The organism is Sporosarcina sp. SG10008 (genome assembly GCF_044569405.1).
GTDB lineage: Bacteria > Bacillota > Bacilli > Bacillales_A > Planococcaceae > Sporosarcina > Sporosarcina psychrophila.
In genome coordinates, this window is record NZ_CP172607.1 from 1,919,832 (window position 1) to 1,937,052 (window position 17,221).

Consider the following 17,221-nt stretch of genomic DNA (forward strand, 5'->3'; position numbering starts at 1 on the left):
ATTACTTTCCCTTATTTCAAATCAGCATTACAGACAATAGTTTACATTGTAAACTATTGTCTAATTAAAAGCGAGGTTATTTTAATGTCTAAAGAACATCAAATATTACATCATATTAGAATAAACCCTTTTATTTCACAGCAAGAACTATCAAATAAAGTCGGTTTATCACGTTCAGCGGTTGCTAACTATATTGCTACACTGACAAAACGCGGTGAAATCAAAGGGCGTGCTTATATTCTCCAAGAGGAATCTTCCATCGTGTGTATCGGTGGAGCAAACACAGACCGGAAAGCGCGATCGAATCAAAAAGTGCATTTGTATTCATCCAATCCTGTTGAAACAACTGAAGTTTGTGGTGGTGTGGCACGAAACTTTGCCGAAAATTTAAGTCGGCTTGGGTATAACACTTCTCTTATGACTTCTGTGGGAGACGACAAGGAAGGTAACTGGATACTGAGGGAAACGAAAAGCCAAGGAGTAGATGTCAGTCAAGTATGGGTATTGCAGACAGAACGAACAGGTACTTATACCACTTTATTGGATGTTAATGGTGAAATGATTGTCTCTATGGCCGATATGAACATCTACGAAAAAATAACGATTTCTATGATCGAAGAGAAATGGTCCTATATAGTGGCCTCACAAGCCGTTTTTTTGGATACTAATATTTCTAAGGATTGCATAAGTTATTTAATTAAACGTTGCAGGGATGAAAATATTCCCTTGTACATTGATCCTATATCTTCAGCCAAGGCGCAAAAACTTCCTTTTCAACTTGAAGGAGTAGAACTATTGCTCCTCAATCAAGAAGAAGCAGAAATACTTGCTGAGTTGAAAATTACTTCGTTTGAGGATTGCCAAACTGTCTGTGAAAAGATTAGACTACGCGGCGTACAAAAAGTTATTATCACGCTTAATGATCATGGAGTTTATTATTCTTCACCACAAGAATCTGGGCATTTATCCCCTTTCAAAACTGAAGTTGTAGATGTCACAGGGGCTAGTGATGCATTTTCTTCATGCGCAATATATGGGCTTATGAACGAAGAATCACTATTGCGGGCTTGTCAATTGGGGCTTGCAGGTTCTGCACTTACCCAGCAAACTGAGGAATCTGTCTCTACACTTTTAAAACCCGAAAAAATTCATGAAATAGTTGAGGGATTTATGTGATAATACATTGTTCTACTTTCACCGTGAAGCGAAACTTTAGTATGAAGTGCAAGAATAAACGCAAACCATTCATTTATATACAAAAAAGATCAGACATTTGTGTAAATGTCTGATCTTTATTTTATTATTATACAATTGTAGTTTATTTATAGGATAGTATCGTGTTCGTTTATTCGTTTTATTTGGCATCCACTTGAACAGCGAAAATATCTCATGCCATTAAACGTCCTTCTTATATCTTGTAGCTTTATCCAAACAAACGATCGACTGCGCCCGTCACAGTAAGATTTCCCTCAAGTAGCCCCTTCTCTAGTTTTACGACTTCCTCTTTCTTCCCAGGTTGTGCAAAAAAACTATCGATAAGTCGATCATTAATCATGGAACGGAACCAATCTTTCGTCTGTGATTGCCTGCGCCCTTCCCAGAATCCGCTACCATCCATTGTCTCTTTAAATGATACTATCATTTCCCAAACTTCTTCAAGACCTGTATTTTTAATTGATGAAACAGGAAGTGCAGTCGAAGTCCAACCGGGTGATGCAGGTTGGAGGAAGTGAAGAAGCTGACGGTATTCCCGTACTGTCTTCTTCGCCAACCTTAAATTATCACCGTCAGCTTTGTGAACAACAACCCCGTCTGCCAGTTCCATAATCCCTTTTTTCATCCCTTGCAGTTCATCTCCGGCACCAGTTAGTACCAGCAGCATGAAATAATCGACCATTCCACGGACAACCGTTTCACTTTGCCCGACTCCGACCGTTTCTATTAAAATAACGTCATAACCTGCCGCTTCACAAAGTAACATCGTCTCGCGCGATTTTTTGTGAACACCACCAAGTGTACCTGCAGACGGTGAGGGGCGAATGAACGCGTTCGGATGCCTTGCAAGTTCTTCCATCCGCGTTTTATCACCAAGGATACTACCGCCTGTTACAGTTGAGCTTGGATCTATAGCAAGCACGGCAACTTTGTGGCCTGCATTAGCTAGCATTAAGCCGAATGCTTCAATAAACGTGCTTTTCCCTGCACCTGGAACTCCGGTGATGCCAATCCGGATGCTATTGCCCGTTTTAGGAAGCAAATTGAGCAACAGCTGCTGCCCGGCAACTTTATCATCTAGAATAATACTTTCGAGAAGCGTAATCCCTTTTGCAAGATGAAGCCGGGAGCCATTTGATATCTTTTCCGACAACTCTTCAACCGGGATTTCGCGGCCCTTTTTCACAAAACGTTTCCGCGCCGTTGCTGCCATACCATCATGTGAGGAAGTAATCCCACCCATCACATTCAATGCACTGTCATCAGTTAAACGGTTGTTGTCTTTCAATCCGCCACTTCCTCATAGCCAAGCCTACGATAGATTTCTTCAATGACTTTTTGCGCTGCAACCGGAATGACGGTTCCTGGACCGAAAATTGCCGCAGCACCATTTTCACGTAGGAATGCATAATCTTGCGCAGGTATAACCCCACCGACGACAATAAGAATATCTTCTCGACCAATTTTGGCAAGCTCTTCTCGTAGTGTCGGAACAAGCGTTTTATGACCCGCAGCAAGTGAACTTACACCGATGACGTGGACATCATTTTCAGCGGCTTGTAGTGCCGTTTCTTCTGGCGTTTGAAATAATGGCCCGATGTCTACATCAAAACCAAGATCTGCAAATGAGGAAGCGATTACTTTTGCACCGCGATCATGACCGTCTTGTCCCATTTTTGCGATAAGGATACGTGGACGACGCCCTTCATTTCCAAGGAAATCTTCTGCCATCATTTTTACTTCGTCAATTTCTTCTGTGTTCGAGAAATTCGAACTGTAAACGCCACTCACCGAACGAATCACCGCCTTATGTCTACCTGATACACTTTCAATCGCATCTGATATTTCACCGATGGTTGCGCGTGCACGTGCTGCATTAACGGCACATGCTAAAAGATTACCGTCGCCACTACGTGCAATTTCAGTCAACTCGGCTAAGATAGTCGTTACTTTCGCTTCGTCTCTGTCTGCTTTCATCTGATTGATACGATCGATTTGTTTCTGGCGTACTAGCGTATTGTCAATGTCCAAAATATCGATTGGATCTTCAGTATCTAAACGGTATTTATTTACACCGATAATTGATTCTGCACGGGAGTCGATTTGAGCCTGACGTTTTGCGGCCGCTTCTTCGATTTTCATTTTGGGAAGGCCGGTTTCAATCGCTTTCGCCATTCCGCCGAGTTCCTCGATTTCTGTGATTAATTCCCAAGCTTTATCCATCAACTCATCTGTCAATTTTTCAACATAGTATGAGCCGCCCCATGGATCAATCACTTTGGTCATCATCGTCTCTTCTTGCAGGAACAATTGCGTATTCCGAGCAATCCGTGCTGAGAAATCTGTCGGCAATGCAATTGCTTCGTCAAGCGCATTGGTATGGAGTGACTGTGTATGCCCCATCGCTGCAGCATTTGCTTCTATTAATGTTCGCGTTATATTGTTGAACGGATCTTGTTCCGTCAAACTCCAGCCTGACGTTTGTGAATGTGTACGTAGCGCAAGTGACTTTGGATTTTTCGGTTCAAACGTCTGCATCATTTGCGCCCACATTTTCCGTGCCGCGCGCATTTTGGCAACTTCCATGAAGTAATTCATGCCTACCGCCCAGAAAAACGATAGTCTAGGTGCGAATGAATCGATATCAATGCCTGCTTTCAAACCTGTCCTGACATATTCAAGACCATCCGCAAGTGTATAGGCAAGCTCGATATCCGCCGTTGCGCCCGCTTCTTGCATATGATAGCCAGAAATTGAAATCGAGTTAAATTTCGGCATTTTAGTGGATGTGTAATCAAAAATATCCGCAATGATTTTCATCGACATTTCTGGCGGGAAAATATACGTATTTCTCACCATATACTCCTTCAATATATCATTTTGGATGGTACCAGCAAGTTTTTCAGGTGACACTCCCTGTTCTTCAGCCGCAACGATATAAAACGCCATAATTGGCAATACCGCGCCGTTCATTGTCATAGATACTGACATCTGATCGAGCGGAATACCATCAAATAGGATTTTCATATCCTCTACCGAATCAATAGCAACGCCTGCTTTTCCGACATCCCCAGTCACACGTGGATGATCAGAGTCATAGCCGCGGTGAGTCGCAAGGTCGAATGCGACAGATAATCCTTTTTGCCCCATTGCCAAATTTCGGCGGTAAAAGGCATTGCTTTCCTCAGCAGTTGAGAATCCGGCGTATTGACGGACTGTCCACGGTCTAGAAACGAACATTGTCGGATAGGGACCCCTAGTATTTGGTGCGATGCCAGGTAAATCAGTCAAATGGGATAGGTTCTCCGTGTCTTTACCGGTATAGAGCGTTTTAACATCGATACCTTCATTTGTTCTAAAAAGTTGCCCTGACTGGGTTACTGTTTTTGCCGAACTGCTAGCAATCTGCCGCAAGTCTACTTTGTTGAAATCAGGCTTGTTCATCAGACGCAGCCCCTTCCAATTTGTCGTTGATAGCTATTAGTTTTCCTACTTTATCTTGACCCGCATAGATGAAGCCATTTAGACCGGCATTAAGCCATGTTTCTGACAGTGCAGAATCGTACTTTCCTGCCACATCCAAGACAAGTCCTTCTGGGCGTCCTGCTAGCAATTGTTCCATTATCGTTTCAGTTAGGCTGGATGTTGCACAAACAATTGCATAATCCGGCTTATCATCCGCAAGCCATGAAACAGCTTGTTCTGCATTATCGAATGTTGGACTCCATTCAGCGCGCATACCGCCTGTCGCTAAAAAGCCGCCGACAAAATCTGCACGTGGTTTGAAATCTTTTAACTCGCCGAACGTCAGCAATGCAATTCGCGTTGCACTATCTTTTTGCAGTGCAGCTAGTTTTTCGAAAGGTTCTGCAAGACGTCCTTCAAATTGAATGCCATCCCAATCAGTAAAGTTCGTATCCGTCAATTCAGCGTAAACATTTGTACCAATCAACGACTGTTTCCCTTTCGAAACATCGCCCCTACGTTGCTCAAGTAATTTCCCGAACTTGTCACTGGCAATGAATGCATCATAGCCGCCTGTAGACTGTATTTCCAAAAAGAGTGTCCATGATTTATCAACAAGTTCAGACGTCAAGGTTTCCATGAAATAAGAACCGCCTGCAGGATCAATTACTTTATCGGAATGAGTTTCTTCTTTAATAACAAGTTGGATATTACGTGCCATACGTACAGAACTGCTTGTCGGTCCAGTAATAATATTGTGTGGATGAACTGTAATAACGTCAGCGCCGCCAAGAACTGCGGCAAATGTTTCATTGCCTGCACGCAAGACGTTGACATACGGATCTAGTTTTGAGTAAGAACGCAACGATGTTGTTGCAATGATTGGTACATATGGAGCTTCAGCTACCCCATACGCAGAACTGAATGCTTGCCAAAGAACACGAAACGCACGGAACTTTGAAATTTCCATAAAGAAATGCGTATCAACTGCAAATCGAACAAAAAAGTCATCGGCAAAATCACTAAAATTGTCCACTTTTGAAGCTTGATCCGCTGCATATGCGAGGACTAATGCAAGTTCAGTCACTGCATCCGCGCCTTTGTGATGTGCAACCCATATATCCGCGCTAGCTGTCCGGACGTTTGTGTATCCTGCTGGAAGAGTCCAACCAGAGACCGAAATTGCCCCGTTAACGGAGGAACGATCCATTTCTGGGACAAGGGAAAACGCTTTCAGAAATGAGTTATCATGCTTCATATTTGTAATGAAAATCGGATATTGCTTCATAAGTTGGGCGATTTCAGCGAGAGAAGACTCTTCCCAGTGAAGTGTTTTTGCCCCATCGCAAACAATCGCTTCATTGCCACGTTCAATCGAACTTTTCAGGTCAGCGACGAACTGTTGTCCATCCGTAGCATATTGTTGCTGTGCAACAATCCAGCCTGTCTCTTTTTTTGCCGCACGAATTAGCTGTGCACGTTTCGCAAGACTTTCCTGCGTATATAATGGCTGAAGGTCAATCCCTTCAATCGTTTTCGTGATAAGCGAATCGAAAGGCTTTCCTTTCAATGACTGGACAGCGACTTCTTTCCATTGTTCAAATCCCGCTTTATCGAATGTTGTTGTTTGCATGTTATGTATGGTCATATTTTGCGCTTCCCTCCTCAAAATAATCAATCTATTACTAGTTTACCCGAGTAACGCTTTTGTTGAAAGATAAAATAAACCCCAGCGCTATATTTTACGGCACTGGGGTTTACAATTTTGATCAGTAAATGGATGTATTTTCTGCAGTTACGTTTTCGAGTATCGCTTTCACTCGTGCGAGGAATTGTCCGCAAACAAGACCGTCAAGAACGCGGTGATCGAGTGATAGACATAAGTTCACCATATCACGCACACCGATCATGCCGCCGTCCATCACAACAGGACGTTTAACGATTGATTCGACTTGTAGTATTGCTGCTTGCGGGTGGTTGATGATACCCATTGACTGAACAGAACCGAATGAGCCGGTATTATTCACTGTGAATGTACCACCTTGCATTTCGGATGATTTCAGTTTACCTGAACGCACTTTACCTGCAAGCTCCTGAATATCACGCCCAATGCCTTTGATTGTTTTTTCATCAGCATTATTGATGACTGGAACGTAAAGGGAATCTTCCGTCGCCACTGCGATGGAAATATTGATATCTTTTTTCTGAATGATTTTGTCGCCGGCCCACATTGAGTTCATCATAGGGAATTCTTTCAATGCTTGAGATACTGCTTTCACGAAGAATGCGAAGTATGTCAGGTTGAAGCCTTCCTTCTTTTTGAAATCATTTTTCAAGGAATCGCGGTATTGAACAAGACTCGTAACATCGACTTCAATCATCATCCATGCGTGTGGCGCTTCGTGTTTTGAGCGCAGCATATTGCTAGCAATGGCACGACGCACGCCTGTAACAGGGATTTCGATATCGCCTACTGCAACAGGTACATTGGCTGGCTCCGCTGCTTTCGGTGCAGGTGCCGCCTGTGTAACCGACGTTGGAGCTGCTGTTTCTACAACAGGCGCTTCAGTAGTTACTGCTGCTGTCGGAATGTTGCCACTCTCGATTATAGCAAGCAAATCTTTACGCGTGATGCGTCCTTCTTTCCCTGAACCTTCCACAAGTGACAAATCAATGCCGTTATCCTGTGATAGACGAAGTACTGCAGGAGAATAGCGTCCTGCTGCCGTTCCTTTTTCACGATTCAAAGATGAAGCCGGTTTTTGAGAACCTGCAGCAGGCATTTCTTTTGCAGGTTCTGCCTTAGCTGGTACCGCTTCTACTACGACTTCCGCAACTCCTCCACCTTCAGTTTCAATCGTACAAACAAGTGCTCCAACTGCAAGCGTCTCTCCCTCCTGTGCGATCAATTCCTTGATGACACCTGTAAATGAAGAAGGTACTTCTGCTGTTACTTTGTCTGTATTAACTTCTGCAAGTGAATCATATTTGTTAACTGTATCGCCCGGTTTGACAAGCCATTTCTCGATTGTGCCTTCTGTCACACTTTCACCGAGTTGGGGCATTAAAATATTTTCAATAGCCAATTGATTGACCTCCTTCCCGATTAAAATTCTGCGAGTTCACGCGCTGCCTTCTCTACTTTGTCTGGATTGACCATGAAGAATTTCTCCATTGTCGGTGCATATGGCATCGCTGGAATATCTGGTCCAGCAAGACGTTTAATTGGCGCATCAAGTTCAAACAGGCAGTTTTCAGCAATTATTGCTGCAACTTCTCCCATAATGCTTCCTTCTTTATTATCTTCAGTAACTAAGAGGACTTTCCCTGTTTTCGAAGCTGCTTCAATGATTGCTTCTTGGTCAAGTGGATAGACAGTCCGAAGGTCAAGGATATGAGTAGAAATTCCATCTTCTGCAAGACGTTCAGCGGCTTGCAATGCAAAATGGACACATAGTCCGTAAGTGATGATTGTAATATCATCGCCCTCACGTTTAACATCTGCTTTGCCAATTGGCAATACGTAGTCATCTAAAGGCACTTCGCCTTTAATTAAACGATAAGCGCGTTTATGTTCAAAGAATAATACTGGATCTTCATCGCGGATTGCCGCTTTAAGAAGCCCTTTTGCATCATATGGCGTTGACGGTATAACGATTTTTAATCCCGGTGTGCTTGCGAACATCGATTCGACAGACTGCGAGTGATACAGCGCCCCGTGGATACCGCCTCCGAATGGTGCACGAATAACAATTGGACAAGACCAGTCGTTATTCGAACGGTAACGTATTTTTGCTGCTTCCGAAACAATTTGGTTCACAGCCGGCATGATGAAATCAGCAAACTGCATTTCAGCAATTGGACGTAACCCGTACATTGCTGCACCAATTCCGACACCTGCAATTGCAGATTCCGCAAGCGGTGTATCAAGTGCGCGGTATTCTCCGAATTGATCGTAAAGACCTGCCGTAGCCTTAAAGACTCCACCTTTACGTCCAACGTCTTCTCCGAGAACGAAAACGCGGTCGTCTCGTTCCATTTCTTCTTTCATTGCAAGTGTGATTGCATCGATATAAGACATAACAGCCATTATTCGTTCCCCCCATCTTCAGCATACACATGGAGCATCGCAGATTCAGGTTCAGCGTACGCAGCGCTTTCCGCATAATCGGTCGCTTCGTTCACTTCTTTCATGATGCGTTCTTCCATTTCTTTTTCAAGTTCATCAGTTAGTGCGCCTACTTCTTTCAAATAAGCTGCGAACATTGGAATCGGGTCAAGTTTCTTTTCATTTTCAAGCTCTTCTGCATCACGGTATTGACGTTGATCATCGTCTGATGAGTGAGCCGTCAATCGGTAACAGATTGTCTCTACAAGACTTGGACCTTCTCCACGTCGTGCACGATCTGCTGCTTCTTTGACCACTTTGTATACTTCAAGTGGGTCTGTTCCATCAACTGTAACACCCGGCATTCCGTAACCGATTGCACGGTCGGAAACATTAACACAGCCAAGTTGTTTTTCAACAGGAACTGAAATTGCATATTTATTATTTTCAACCATGATAACAGTCGGTAATTTATGGACACCTGCAAAGTTCATGCCTTCGTGGAAATCTCCTTGGTTAGATGAACCTTCCCCAAGTGTAACGAAAGTAATGAAATCTTCCTTCTTCATCTTCGCCGCAAGAGCTACCCCAACTGCGTGCGGTAGTTGCGTCGTAACAGGAGATGATCCTGTCAAAATACGATTTTTGCGCTGACCGAAGTGACCAGGCATTTGACGACCACCTGAGTTCGGATCTTCTGCTTTTGCGAATGCGGACAGCATCAAATCTTGCGGAGTCATTCCAAAATGTAGAACAACGCCCATATCCCGATAGTATGGTGCAATCCAGTCTTTATCTTTATCAAGAGCGAAAGCTGCTCCAACTTGTGCTGCTTCCTGCCCCTGACATGAAATAACGAATGGAATCTTTCCTGCACGGTTAAGGAGCCACATACGTTCATCAATACGACGAGCCATTAACATCGTTTCAAAAATTTGCAGTGCATCTTCATTTGTTAAACCTAGTTCTTCATGACGCGTTTTTGCCATTTCTAAAATCCCCCTTCTATGGTTCGCAGTCTTGTGTCTTAGACTAATTGAGACTCTTTTTTACATATGAATTGCTTTGCCATCTACGGCTAAAGCGGCTTCGCCCATTACTTCAGAAAGCGATGGATGTGGATGAATCGTGCTTGCCACTTCCCACGGCGTCGCATCGAGCACCATCGCGAGTCCTGCTTCGGATATCAAATCAGTCACGTGTGCACCTATCATATGAACACCTAGAATATCGTCTGTCTTTTTATCGGCAATGATTTTTACAAAACCATCCGAATTTCCATTGACAAGTGCTTTTCCGATGGCCATAAACGGGAATTTCCCGACTTTGACATCAAAGCCCTGTTCTTTCGCTTGCTTCTCTGTTATGCCGACGCTTGACGCTTCGGGACTAGAATAAATGCAACGCGATATTTTTGTATAATCAATCGCTTCATTTTTTAGACCTGCAATATGTTCAACAGCCGCAATTCCTTCGTGAGAAGCAACATGCGCTAGTTGCAGCCCGCCAATAACATCACCAATTGCATAAATATGATGTTCTTTTGTTTGAAATGTTGGTCTTGTTTTAATATAACCATTGATGATTTCAATTTCCGTATTGTCCAGACCAATTCCTTCGACATTTGCTTGACGACCGACAGAAACAAGCATTTTTTCAGCTGTGAACGCCGTCGTTTCGCCATTCATTTCCGCAGAAATTGTGACAGTTCCTTCTTTTTTAACGAGGGTTTCTGGGAGAACTTTCGCACTTGTCACAAAAGTGATTCCTTTTTTCGTCAATAGCTTTTTCATTTCTTTCGAGATGTCATCGTCTTCAGTCGGAATAATTCGATCTGCATATTCGAGAACAGTGACTTCGACACCGAAATCATTGAGCATAGAAGCCCATTCTATACCGATGACTCCACCACCAACGATGATAATCGACTTAGGAAGTGCTTCCATAGAAAGCGCCCCATCAGAAGACATGACTTGATTTTCATCAATTTCCAAACCGGGTAATGTACGTGGTCTAGATCCTGTTGCGATAATCAGGTTTTTCAAGATGAGCATTTCGTTTTCGTCACCATTGTTCATTTCAACCGAAATAGTACCCGGCATTGGCGAAAAGATTGATGGTCCAAGCATTCTGCCAAGTCCATCAAATACGTCGATTTTCCCTTTTTTCATTAGGGCAGTCACGCCAGCATGTAGCTGTTTAACGATACCGTCTTTTCGTGCTTGTACACGACTGAAATCCAGTGATACGTCTTTTGTATTTACCCCAAACTCTGCAGCCTGATTTTTTGCCGTATCGAATACTTCAGCACTTTTTAACAATGCTTTACTCGGGATACACCCTTTGTGCAAGCATGTGCCGCCTAGTTTCCCTTTTTCAACAAGTGCTGTTTTCAGTCCCAATTGAGCGGCGCGAATCGCAGCGACATAGCCACCCGTTCCGCCTCCTAAAATAACTACATCATATTCCCTCGCCATTATAGATGGCCTCCCTCACAACGACCCGTCAAGACGGGTAGATTTTAGCTATTTCTTCACCAGTTAGAACGCGGAGTGCGCCTTCTGCAAGTGCTTGTAGTTCATCTTCTCCAGCATACACAACTATATCCGCTATCCAGTCGATTCTGGATGTAATATCCTTCACAAATCCTTTGCCGTAAGCAAGGCCACCCGTAAGGATAATCGCATCCACTTGGCCGTGAAGGACAGCAGCCGCACTACCAATTTCCTTAGCAACTTGGTAGGCCATTGCCTCGTAAACTAGTTTTGCTTTTTCATCACCATCTTCAATTCGTTGTTCAACGCGAACAGCATCGTTCGTTCCGAGATAGCCAACGAGACCACCTTGACCAACAAGTTTTTTCATTACTTCGTGACGGAAGTACTCTCCAGAAAAACATAGTTCGATGAGATCCCCCGCAGGTACGGTTCCCGCACGTTCAGGGCTGAATGGTCCATCTCCGTGAAGTCCATTGTTTACATCAATTACTTTGCCGAATTCATGTACACCGACAGTTATACCCCCGCCCATATGGGTGATAATCAACCGGAGTGTGTCGTATTTTTTACCGACTTGTTTTGCGTAGCGTCTTGCAACCGCTTTTTGGTTCAGCGCATGGAATATGGATTTTCGATTAATGGCCGAAAATCCAGAAATTCGCGCGATTGGTGCAAGTTCATCGACGACGACGGGGTCGACGATGAAAGCGGGAAGGTTTAGGCTGGTTGCGATTTCATGCGCAATTATGCCCCCGAGGTTCGATGCATGTTGACCTGAATAACCTGTTTTCAAGTCTTGTATCATCGCTTCGTTAACAGGGTAAGTACCACCTTCGATCGGACGGAGAAGCCCGCCCCGACCGCAAATGGCAGCTAGTGTAGTGATGTTAATGCCTTCTTTTTCAAGTGACTCAAGGATTGCCTCTTTACGAAAACTGTATTGATCGATGATGGAAGGGTACTGTGCAATTTCTTCTGAACTATGCCTCAACGTACTTTCCATCAGTTGACTTTCGCCTTCAAAGACACCTATTTTTGTTGATGTAGATCCTGGGTTAATAACTAGGATCCTATGGTGATTCTCATGCACAATAGGTCCTCCTTCCATATCAATGCAGCCTTTTCTTTTCTTTATGTCTAGCTACTGCGACCAGACGCTCGGGTCATAAGCTATCTGGGAGGGATTGAATTGCATCCCTCCTGTGCACGACAAAGAACGTCGTTTCGCCGGTCTATCTTATGCCTGTCGCGTCTAAACAGGTCGCTTTCGCTTTTCTTTATTAGCGTCTTGAAAGTACGCTTTTTTCGTTTTGTAGGAAAGTGCTTCTTGTATTAGCAACACGTGCAATACGCTCTTCCGCCATGCGGTCAGCTGCAACATACGTTGGGATATTATCACGTTTTGAGATTGCGAAAATTTTCCCGATTACGTCATAGATTCCTTCTACGCGTTTAAGTGCACGTTCACGGTTATAACCATCAAGCTCATCTGCAACGTTGATAACGCCGCCCGAGTTGATAACGTAGTCAGGTGCGTAAACAATACCCATTTCATGGATTAAATCGCCGTGACGCGTTTCTTTCAATTGATTGTTAGCAGATCCTGCAATAACTTTTGCTTTCAATTGTGGAATCGTCTCATCGTTTATGATTGCACCTAGTGCACATGGTGCGAAGATATCTGCTTCTTGAGAGTAAATTTCATTGATGCCGACTGCTGTTGCACCGAATGCATCAACTGCACGCTGAACTGCTTCTTCGTTGATATCCGTGATGATTAGTTTTGCACCTTCTTCGTGCAAATACTCACAAAGTGCGTAAGCAACGTTTCCGACACCTTGTACCGCTACTGTTTTGCCCGCTAGCGAGTCGTCTCCAAATGCTTCTTTTGCTGCTGCCTTCATACCGTAATAAATACCATAAGCAGTAACAGGCGAAGGATTACCAGATGAACCCGCTCCAGCAGAAGTACCTGTAACATAATCTGTTTCAAGATTAATTAAGTCCATATCCGCTTCAGTTGTTCCTACATCTTCTGCAGTGATATAACGACCGTTCAATCCTTCAATATAACGACCGAAAGCACGGAACATTTCATCGTTTTTGTCTGTTTTTGGATTCCCTATAATAACTGTTTTTCCGCCACCAAGATTCAATCCAGCAGCCGCGTTTTTGTAAGTCATACCGCGCGCAAGGCGAAGTGCGTCTTCAATTGCTTCTTCTTCACTTGCATACGTCCACATACGTGTTCCACCAAGCGCCGGGCCGAGTGTCGTATCATGAATAGCGATGATCGCTTTTAGTCCTGAAGCTTTATCCTGACAAATAACAAGTTGTTCATAATCCTGATGTTCCATATATTTGAAAATTTCCATTGTAAATTCCTCCTAAGGGTATCGTTCATTTTTATTTTTAAGAAACTAAAAATCTCGTACTGTGGATAATTTATTCAATAGAGTGTTCACTTCTAGACTCCAGCGCCTAGAGACTCGGGTCATAAGTTGGTCAAGCTGTGCGGCAAAGAACGCCGCTTCGCCAGCCCGTCTTATGTCTGTCGCCTCTGAACAGGCGCTTACGCTTTTGTTTTTTACTTTATCGAAAGAATTGCTAGTGCTAGTGAGTAAAGTTTACTTTCGGCACTGTCCGCCCTTGATGTAAGGACGATTGGTGCTTTGGCGCCTTGGATAATCGCACCGACTTTCGCGTTGGCGAAGTACATAAGTGATTTGTAGAGAATATTGCCTGCTTCGATATTCGGAACGACAAGAATATCGGCTTTACCAGCTGTTTCCCCTGTAATTCCTTTTTGCGCAGCAGCCTTCTCTGATACTGCATTATCAAGGGCAAGTGGACCGTCAACAATGCAACCAGTGATTTGACCACGTCGATTCATTACTACTAGCGACGCGGCATCTGTCGTTGGTGTCATTGCCGGATTCACCGTTTCGACAGCAGCCAAGGGAGCGACGATTGGTTCAAGCACACCACACGCATGCGCAGTAGCAACTGCATTACGAATGATTTGTGCTTTTGCTTCTAGGTCAGGTGCGATGTTCATTGCCGCGTCCGTCACGAAAAGTAAACGGTCATAACCGGCAACTTCGAACGCTGCGACATGCGACAGTATTTTCCCTGTGCGTAAACCATAGTCGCCATTCAACACCGCCTTAAGGATGGTAGATGTTGCTAAGTTCCCTTTCATCAGGACATGTGCTTGTCCACTTGAAACCGCTTTCACTGAGAGTGCAGCTGCGTAGCTATCGTCTTCAGCATGATGGATACTAATTTTTTCATTATCTAGTAACCAAGGGAAATTTGTTTGAATCATCTCGCTGATACGACTTTCATCAGCGAAAAGCATGAATGAAGCAATGCCTTTTTCACTAGCAATACTAACCGCTTCAAGCACTTCTCGATCTGCTGCAGATGCGACAGCAACAACCGGACCGTTCTTCGATGCGGCCAGACTGATGAGTGAGTCAAGTGTAACCATTGTCTCTCCTCCTTTGACTACATGACGATTAAATGAGGCTGAATTTCTCAAGTTTATAATAAAGTGAGCGCAGTGAAATACCAAGCCTATTGGCAGTTAATGATTTGTTACCAGTATTTTCACGGAGAGCCGTTTCAAGTATGGTTTTTTCGTATTCATCCATAATCGAAGTAAGTGTGCTTTTTTCAGGAAGAATCTGTTCCTCTTCCTTGTTTTCCCTAGATGATAGGGATTTAACCACATCTATCAATTCGATAACGGCATCTCCCGACTCCATGTAAATCATGGCGCGGCTAAGTACATTTTCAAGTTCACGTACATTTCCTGGCCAGTCATATTGCTTAAGACGCTCTTGCGCTTCATCGGTAATTTTCTCAATATTCATCCCGAATTCCTGATTTAACCTTACTAGTAGGTGCCCAATAATGGATGGAATATCTTTTTTCCGAGATCGTAGCGGCGCAATTTGGATTGAGAGTCGGTTTAACACATAATAAAGTTCTTCAATAAACGCTCCTTCGTGCATTGCCTTTTCTAAGTTTTTCGTAGACGCTGCAATGACACGAACGGACAAATGAACGGGATAGGTCCCCCCATTTTTGAAGATTGTTCCGCTTTTTAAATAGTTAAGCAGCCTCGCCTGAACCACAAGCGGCAAGTCAGCCACTTCGTCAAGGAATAACGTTCCCTGTGCAGACTCTTGAAAAAGGCCTTGAGTGCTACCATTCCCACTTTGAGAAACCTCAGATTCTTGTCCAAATAGCTCCGCTTCCAATTTAGATGAATGCATTGCCGAACAATTCACACGGATAAACTTATTAAACCGTCGTTCGGAGCCACTGTGAATGGCATGCGCAAACAATTCTTTCCCAGTTCCCGCTTCTCCTCGAAGAAGGACTGGAATGTCAGATTTGGCAGCTAACTTGGCCTGCTCGATTGAAATTTCAATATCAGACGAACCGCCGAAGATATCATCGAATGTATAGGTTGATTCAAGTTTCCTAATAATTGTCCGTGCCTGGTCAAGTTCTTTCATCAAGTTGCGCATTTCAGTGATGTCATGAATGACACCAACACTACCCTTCACTTGGTGATCGACAATGATTGGTGCAACATTGACAATTACTTCCCTGTTATTTTCACCTATACGCATATTGACGCCACGAACCGGCTTTCTCGACTTAAGTACTCTCATATGAATACTTTCACCTTCGTTGATGTCCGCATTCGCGGGCTTACCTATTATTTCATCTTCAGTAAGGCCCGTAATCCGTGTATAGGCTGGATTGACAAGGATACCATTCCCCTTATCATCAACGACTGAGATGGCATCGTCACTCGAATGTATGATTGCTTCCAGCATTGTCTTCACTTTTTTCAAATCTGTGATTTCCTCCGCTAGCGCAACTACTTCCGTAATATCTTTAAACACCGCGAATGCACCGACTTTTTTCCCGGCGGAATCAAAGAGTGGATAACGAGAAGTAACTATTTTCAAGCCATTTCCAAGAATCTGTTCCTCATTCAATTCCGCCACGCCTGAATCGAATACCCTTGGAAGCTCTGTCGTCGGAATTACATCCGTAATCATCCGACCAAAAGCCTCTTCAATTGGGAAACCAATCATCTTAGAGGCACTTTTATTGAAGAAATCAACAGTTCCTTCTTCGTCGATTCCAACCATGCCCTCTTCAATTGAATCAAAGATCATTCGCTGCTTATGCATTTCTATATGAATGCGCTTAATGTATGTATCGTTCTCCTCAAGCAGCCTTACAAGGAGATTTGCGACGGAACCAGGTATAAGTACGGTATGGGCAGGCCTCGCTTTTAATAGCTCAGCGAATACAGACTTGTCACCGGTCACATCGAAAATAATATGCAAATCGTCGGTCAGGTAACTTGTCCAATCCATCCCATATGCGATGCCCTGTTTTTTTGCACGTATTATTCCCGGTGCATGTTCATCAGTATCAATGATTGCGTTTACATTCATGAATTCTAAATTTTGGAGAAGGTCCAGTATTATCGATCCGCCTGTCCCCGCCCCGACAATGAGAACGTTTTGCAAGGATGTTCATTCTCCTTTTTTGAACCATGCAATCTTTTGCAATTACAATTTCATCATACATGAAAGCGCTGTTCTTGACAATCAAATTAGAGTAGGTAAAATTAGATTCGGTAAGGAGTTGTCGTATATGGCACGTCTAGCAGCATTTATGGTCTTGCTAATCCCCGGACTTTTTGCGGCCGGCGGTATAAAATTAATGCGAGATTCGATATTTGGCGTATTATTTAACCCATTTCCGTTCATTTGGCTTCAATTCGTTGTAGGCTTATTATTGTTCGCGGGAGGTCTATGGTTTTTTGCGGGCTTTTTATTACGTCGCGATCGACGAAAAGGACGCGTGCAAGAACGGTTTAAACAAAAGTAACAGTGTA

General features: G+C 43.7%; 13 protein-coding genes. 2 read left to right on the top strand and 11 right to left on the bottom strand.

The genetic code is table 11. The annotated features are described in order from the left end of the window. The first annotated feature begins 84 nt into the window (after positions 1-84). Positions 85-1,176 carry a carbohydrate kinase gene (locus tag ACGLYD_RS09275; RefSeq protein ID WP_187044985.1) on the top strand — a complete coding sequence of 364 codons (1,092 nt, stop codon included), beginning with the start codon at positions 85-87 and terminating at the stop codon, positions 1,174-1,176. Positions 1,177-1,423: 247 nt separating this feature from the next. Here ACGLYD_RS09275 and meaB read toward each other — a convergent pair whose 3' ends face one another. The 11 genes from meaB to ACGLYD_RS09330 form a co-directional block, all read right to left on the bottom strand. Next, positions 1,424-2,458 carry a methylmalonyl Co-A mutase-associated GTPase MeaB gene (meaB, locus tag ACGLYD_RS09280; RefSeq protein ID WP_399633170.1) on the bottom strand — a complete coding sequence of 345 codons (1,035 nt, stop codon included), beginning with the start codon at positions 2,456-2,458 and terminating at the stop codon, positions 1,424-1,426. Between the two features lie 41 nt (positions 2,459-2,499). Then, positions 2,500-4,659, bottom strand: a complete 2,160-nt coding sequence (gene scpA / locus ACGLYD_RS09285) for a methylmalonyl-CoA mutase (protein WP_067209838.1) — start codon at positions 4,657-4,659, stop codon at positions 2,500-2,502. Then, positions 4,646-6,328, bottom strand: coding sequence for a methylmalonyl-CoA mutase family protein (locus ACGLYD_RS09290; protein WP_399632576.1), 1,683 nt, complete (start codon positions 6,326-6,328; stop codon positions 4,646-4,648). Before ACGLYD_RS09290 ends, scpA begins: the two co-directional genes overlap by 14 nt. Before the next feature lie 121 nt (positions 6,329-6,449). Beyond that, the gene (locus ACGLYD_RS09295) at positions 6,450-7,766 is read right to left on the bottom strand and encodes a dihydrolipoamide acetyltransferase family protein (protein ID WP_399632579.1); all 1,317 of its coding nucleotides are present in this window, start codon (positions 7,764-7,766) and stop codon (positions 6,450-6,452) included. A 20-nt stretch (positions 7,767-7,786) separates the two neighbouring features. After that, complete coding sequence (locus ACGLYD_RS09300; protein WP_067209847.1) at positions 7,787-8,770, bottom strand: alpha-ketoacid dehydrogenase subunit beta; 984 nt, start codon at positions 8,768-8,770, stop codon at positions 7,787-7,789. Then, positions 8,770-9,777, bottom strand: a complete 1,008-nt coding sequence (locus tag ACGLYD_RS09305; protein ID WP_067209849.1) for a thiamine pyrophosphate-dependent dehydrogenase E1 component subunit alpha — start codon at positions 9,775-9,777, stop codon at positions 8,770-8,772. The genes ACGLYD_RS09300 and ACGLYD_RS09305 overlap by 1 nt, the downstream gene beginning before the upstream one ends. Positions 9,778-9,837: 60 nt before the next feature. Further along, entirely contained in the window at positions 9,838-11,265 is a 1,428-nt protein-coding gene (gene lpdA / locus ACGLYD_RS09310; RefSeq protein WP_187044989.1) for a dihydrolipoyl dehydrogenase, read from the bottom strand. Between the two features lie 28 nt (positions 11,266-11,293). Beyond that, entirely contained in the window at positions 11,294-12,394 is a 1,101-nt protein-coding gene (gene buk, locus ACGLYD_RS09315) for a butyrate kinase (protein ID WP_067209854.1), read from the bottom strand. Positions 12,395-12,566: 172 nt separating this feature from the next. After that, positions 12,567-13,661, bottom strand: a complete 1,095-nt coding sequence (locus tag ACGLYD_RS09320; RefSeq protein ID WP_067209859.1) for a Glu/Leu/Phe/Val dehydrogenase — start codon at positions 13,659-13,661, stop codon at positions 12,567-12,569. Between the two features lie 212 nt (positions 13,662-13,873). Beyond that, positions 13,874-14,779 carry a phosphate butyryltransferase gene (yqiS, locus tag ACGLYD_RS09325; protein WP_338656478.1) on the bottom strand — a complete coding sequence of 302 codons (906 nt, stop codon included), beginning with the start codon at positions 14,777-14,779 and terminating at the stop codon, positions 13,874-13,876. A gap of 28 nt (positions 14,780-14,807) precedes the next feature. Beyond that, on the bottom strand, positions 14,808-16,850 hold the full coding sequence (locus ACGLYD_RS09330; protein WP_338656477.1) for a sigma 54-interacting transcriptional regulator: 2,043 nt from the start codon (positions 16,848-16,850) through the stop codon (positions 14,808-14,810). Positions 16,851-16,977: 127 nt separating this feature from the next. Here ACGLYD_RS09330 and ACGLYD_RS09335 point away from each other — a divergent pair, with 127 nt between their 5' ends. Then, positions 16,978-17,214 (top strand): DUF2627 domain-containing protein, encoded by a 237-nt coding sequence (locus ACGLYD_RS09335; RefSeq protein ID WP_067209866.1) that lies wholly within the window; start codon positions 16,978-16,980, stop codon positions 17,212-17,214. Positions 17,215-17,221 lie beyond the last annotated feature (7 nt).

Coding starts and splice junctions, on each gene's coding strand:
- ACGLYD_RS09320 (WP_067209859.1), bottom strand. CDS start 13,661: ATGGAAATTTTCAAATATATGGAACATCAGGATTATGAACAACTTGTT.
- scpA (WP_067209838.1), bottom strand. CDS start 4,659: ATGAACAAGCCTGATTTCAACAAAGTAGACTTGCGGCAGATTGCTAGC.
- buk (WP_067209854.1), bottom strand. CDS start 12,394: ATGGAAGGAGGACCTATTGTGCATGAGAATCACCATAGGATCCTAGTT.
- yqiS (WP_338656478.1), bottom strand. CDS start 14,779: ATGGTTACACTTGACTCACTCATCAGTCTGGCCGCATCGAAGAACGGT.
- lpdA (WP_187044989.1), bottom strand. CDS start 11,265: ATGGCGAGGGAATATGATGTAGTTATTTTAGGAGGCGGAACGGGTGGC.
- ACGLYD_RS09335 (WP_067209866.1), top strand. CDS start 16,978: ATGGCACGTCTAGCAGCATTTATGGTCTTGCTAATCCCCGGACTTTTT.
- ACGLYD_RS09300 (WP_067209847.1), bottom strand. CDS start 8,770: ATGGCTGTTATGTCTTATATCGATGCAATCACACTTGCAATGAAAGAA.
- ACGLYD_RS09305 (WP_067209849.1), bottom strand. CDS start 9,777: ATGGCAAAAACGCGTCATGAAGAACTAGGTTTAACAAATGAAGATGCA.
- ACGLYD_RS09290 (WP_399632576.1), bottom strand. CDS start 6,328: ATGACCATACATAACATGCAAACAACAACATTCGATAAAGCGGGATTT.
- meaB (WP_399633170.1), bottom strand. CDS start 2,458: ATGGGTGGGATTACTTCCTCACATGATGGTATGGCAGCAACGGCGCGG.
- ACGLYD_RS09275 (WP_187044985.1), top strand. CDS start 85: ATGTCTAAAGAACATCAAATATTACATCATATTAGAATAAACCCTTTT.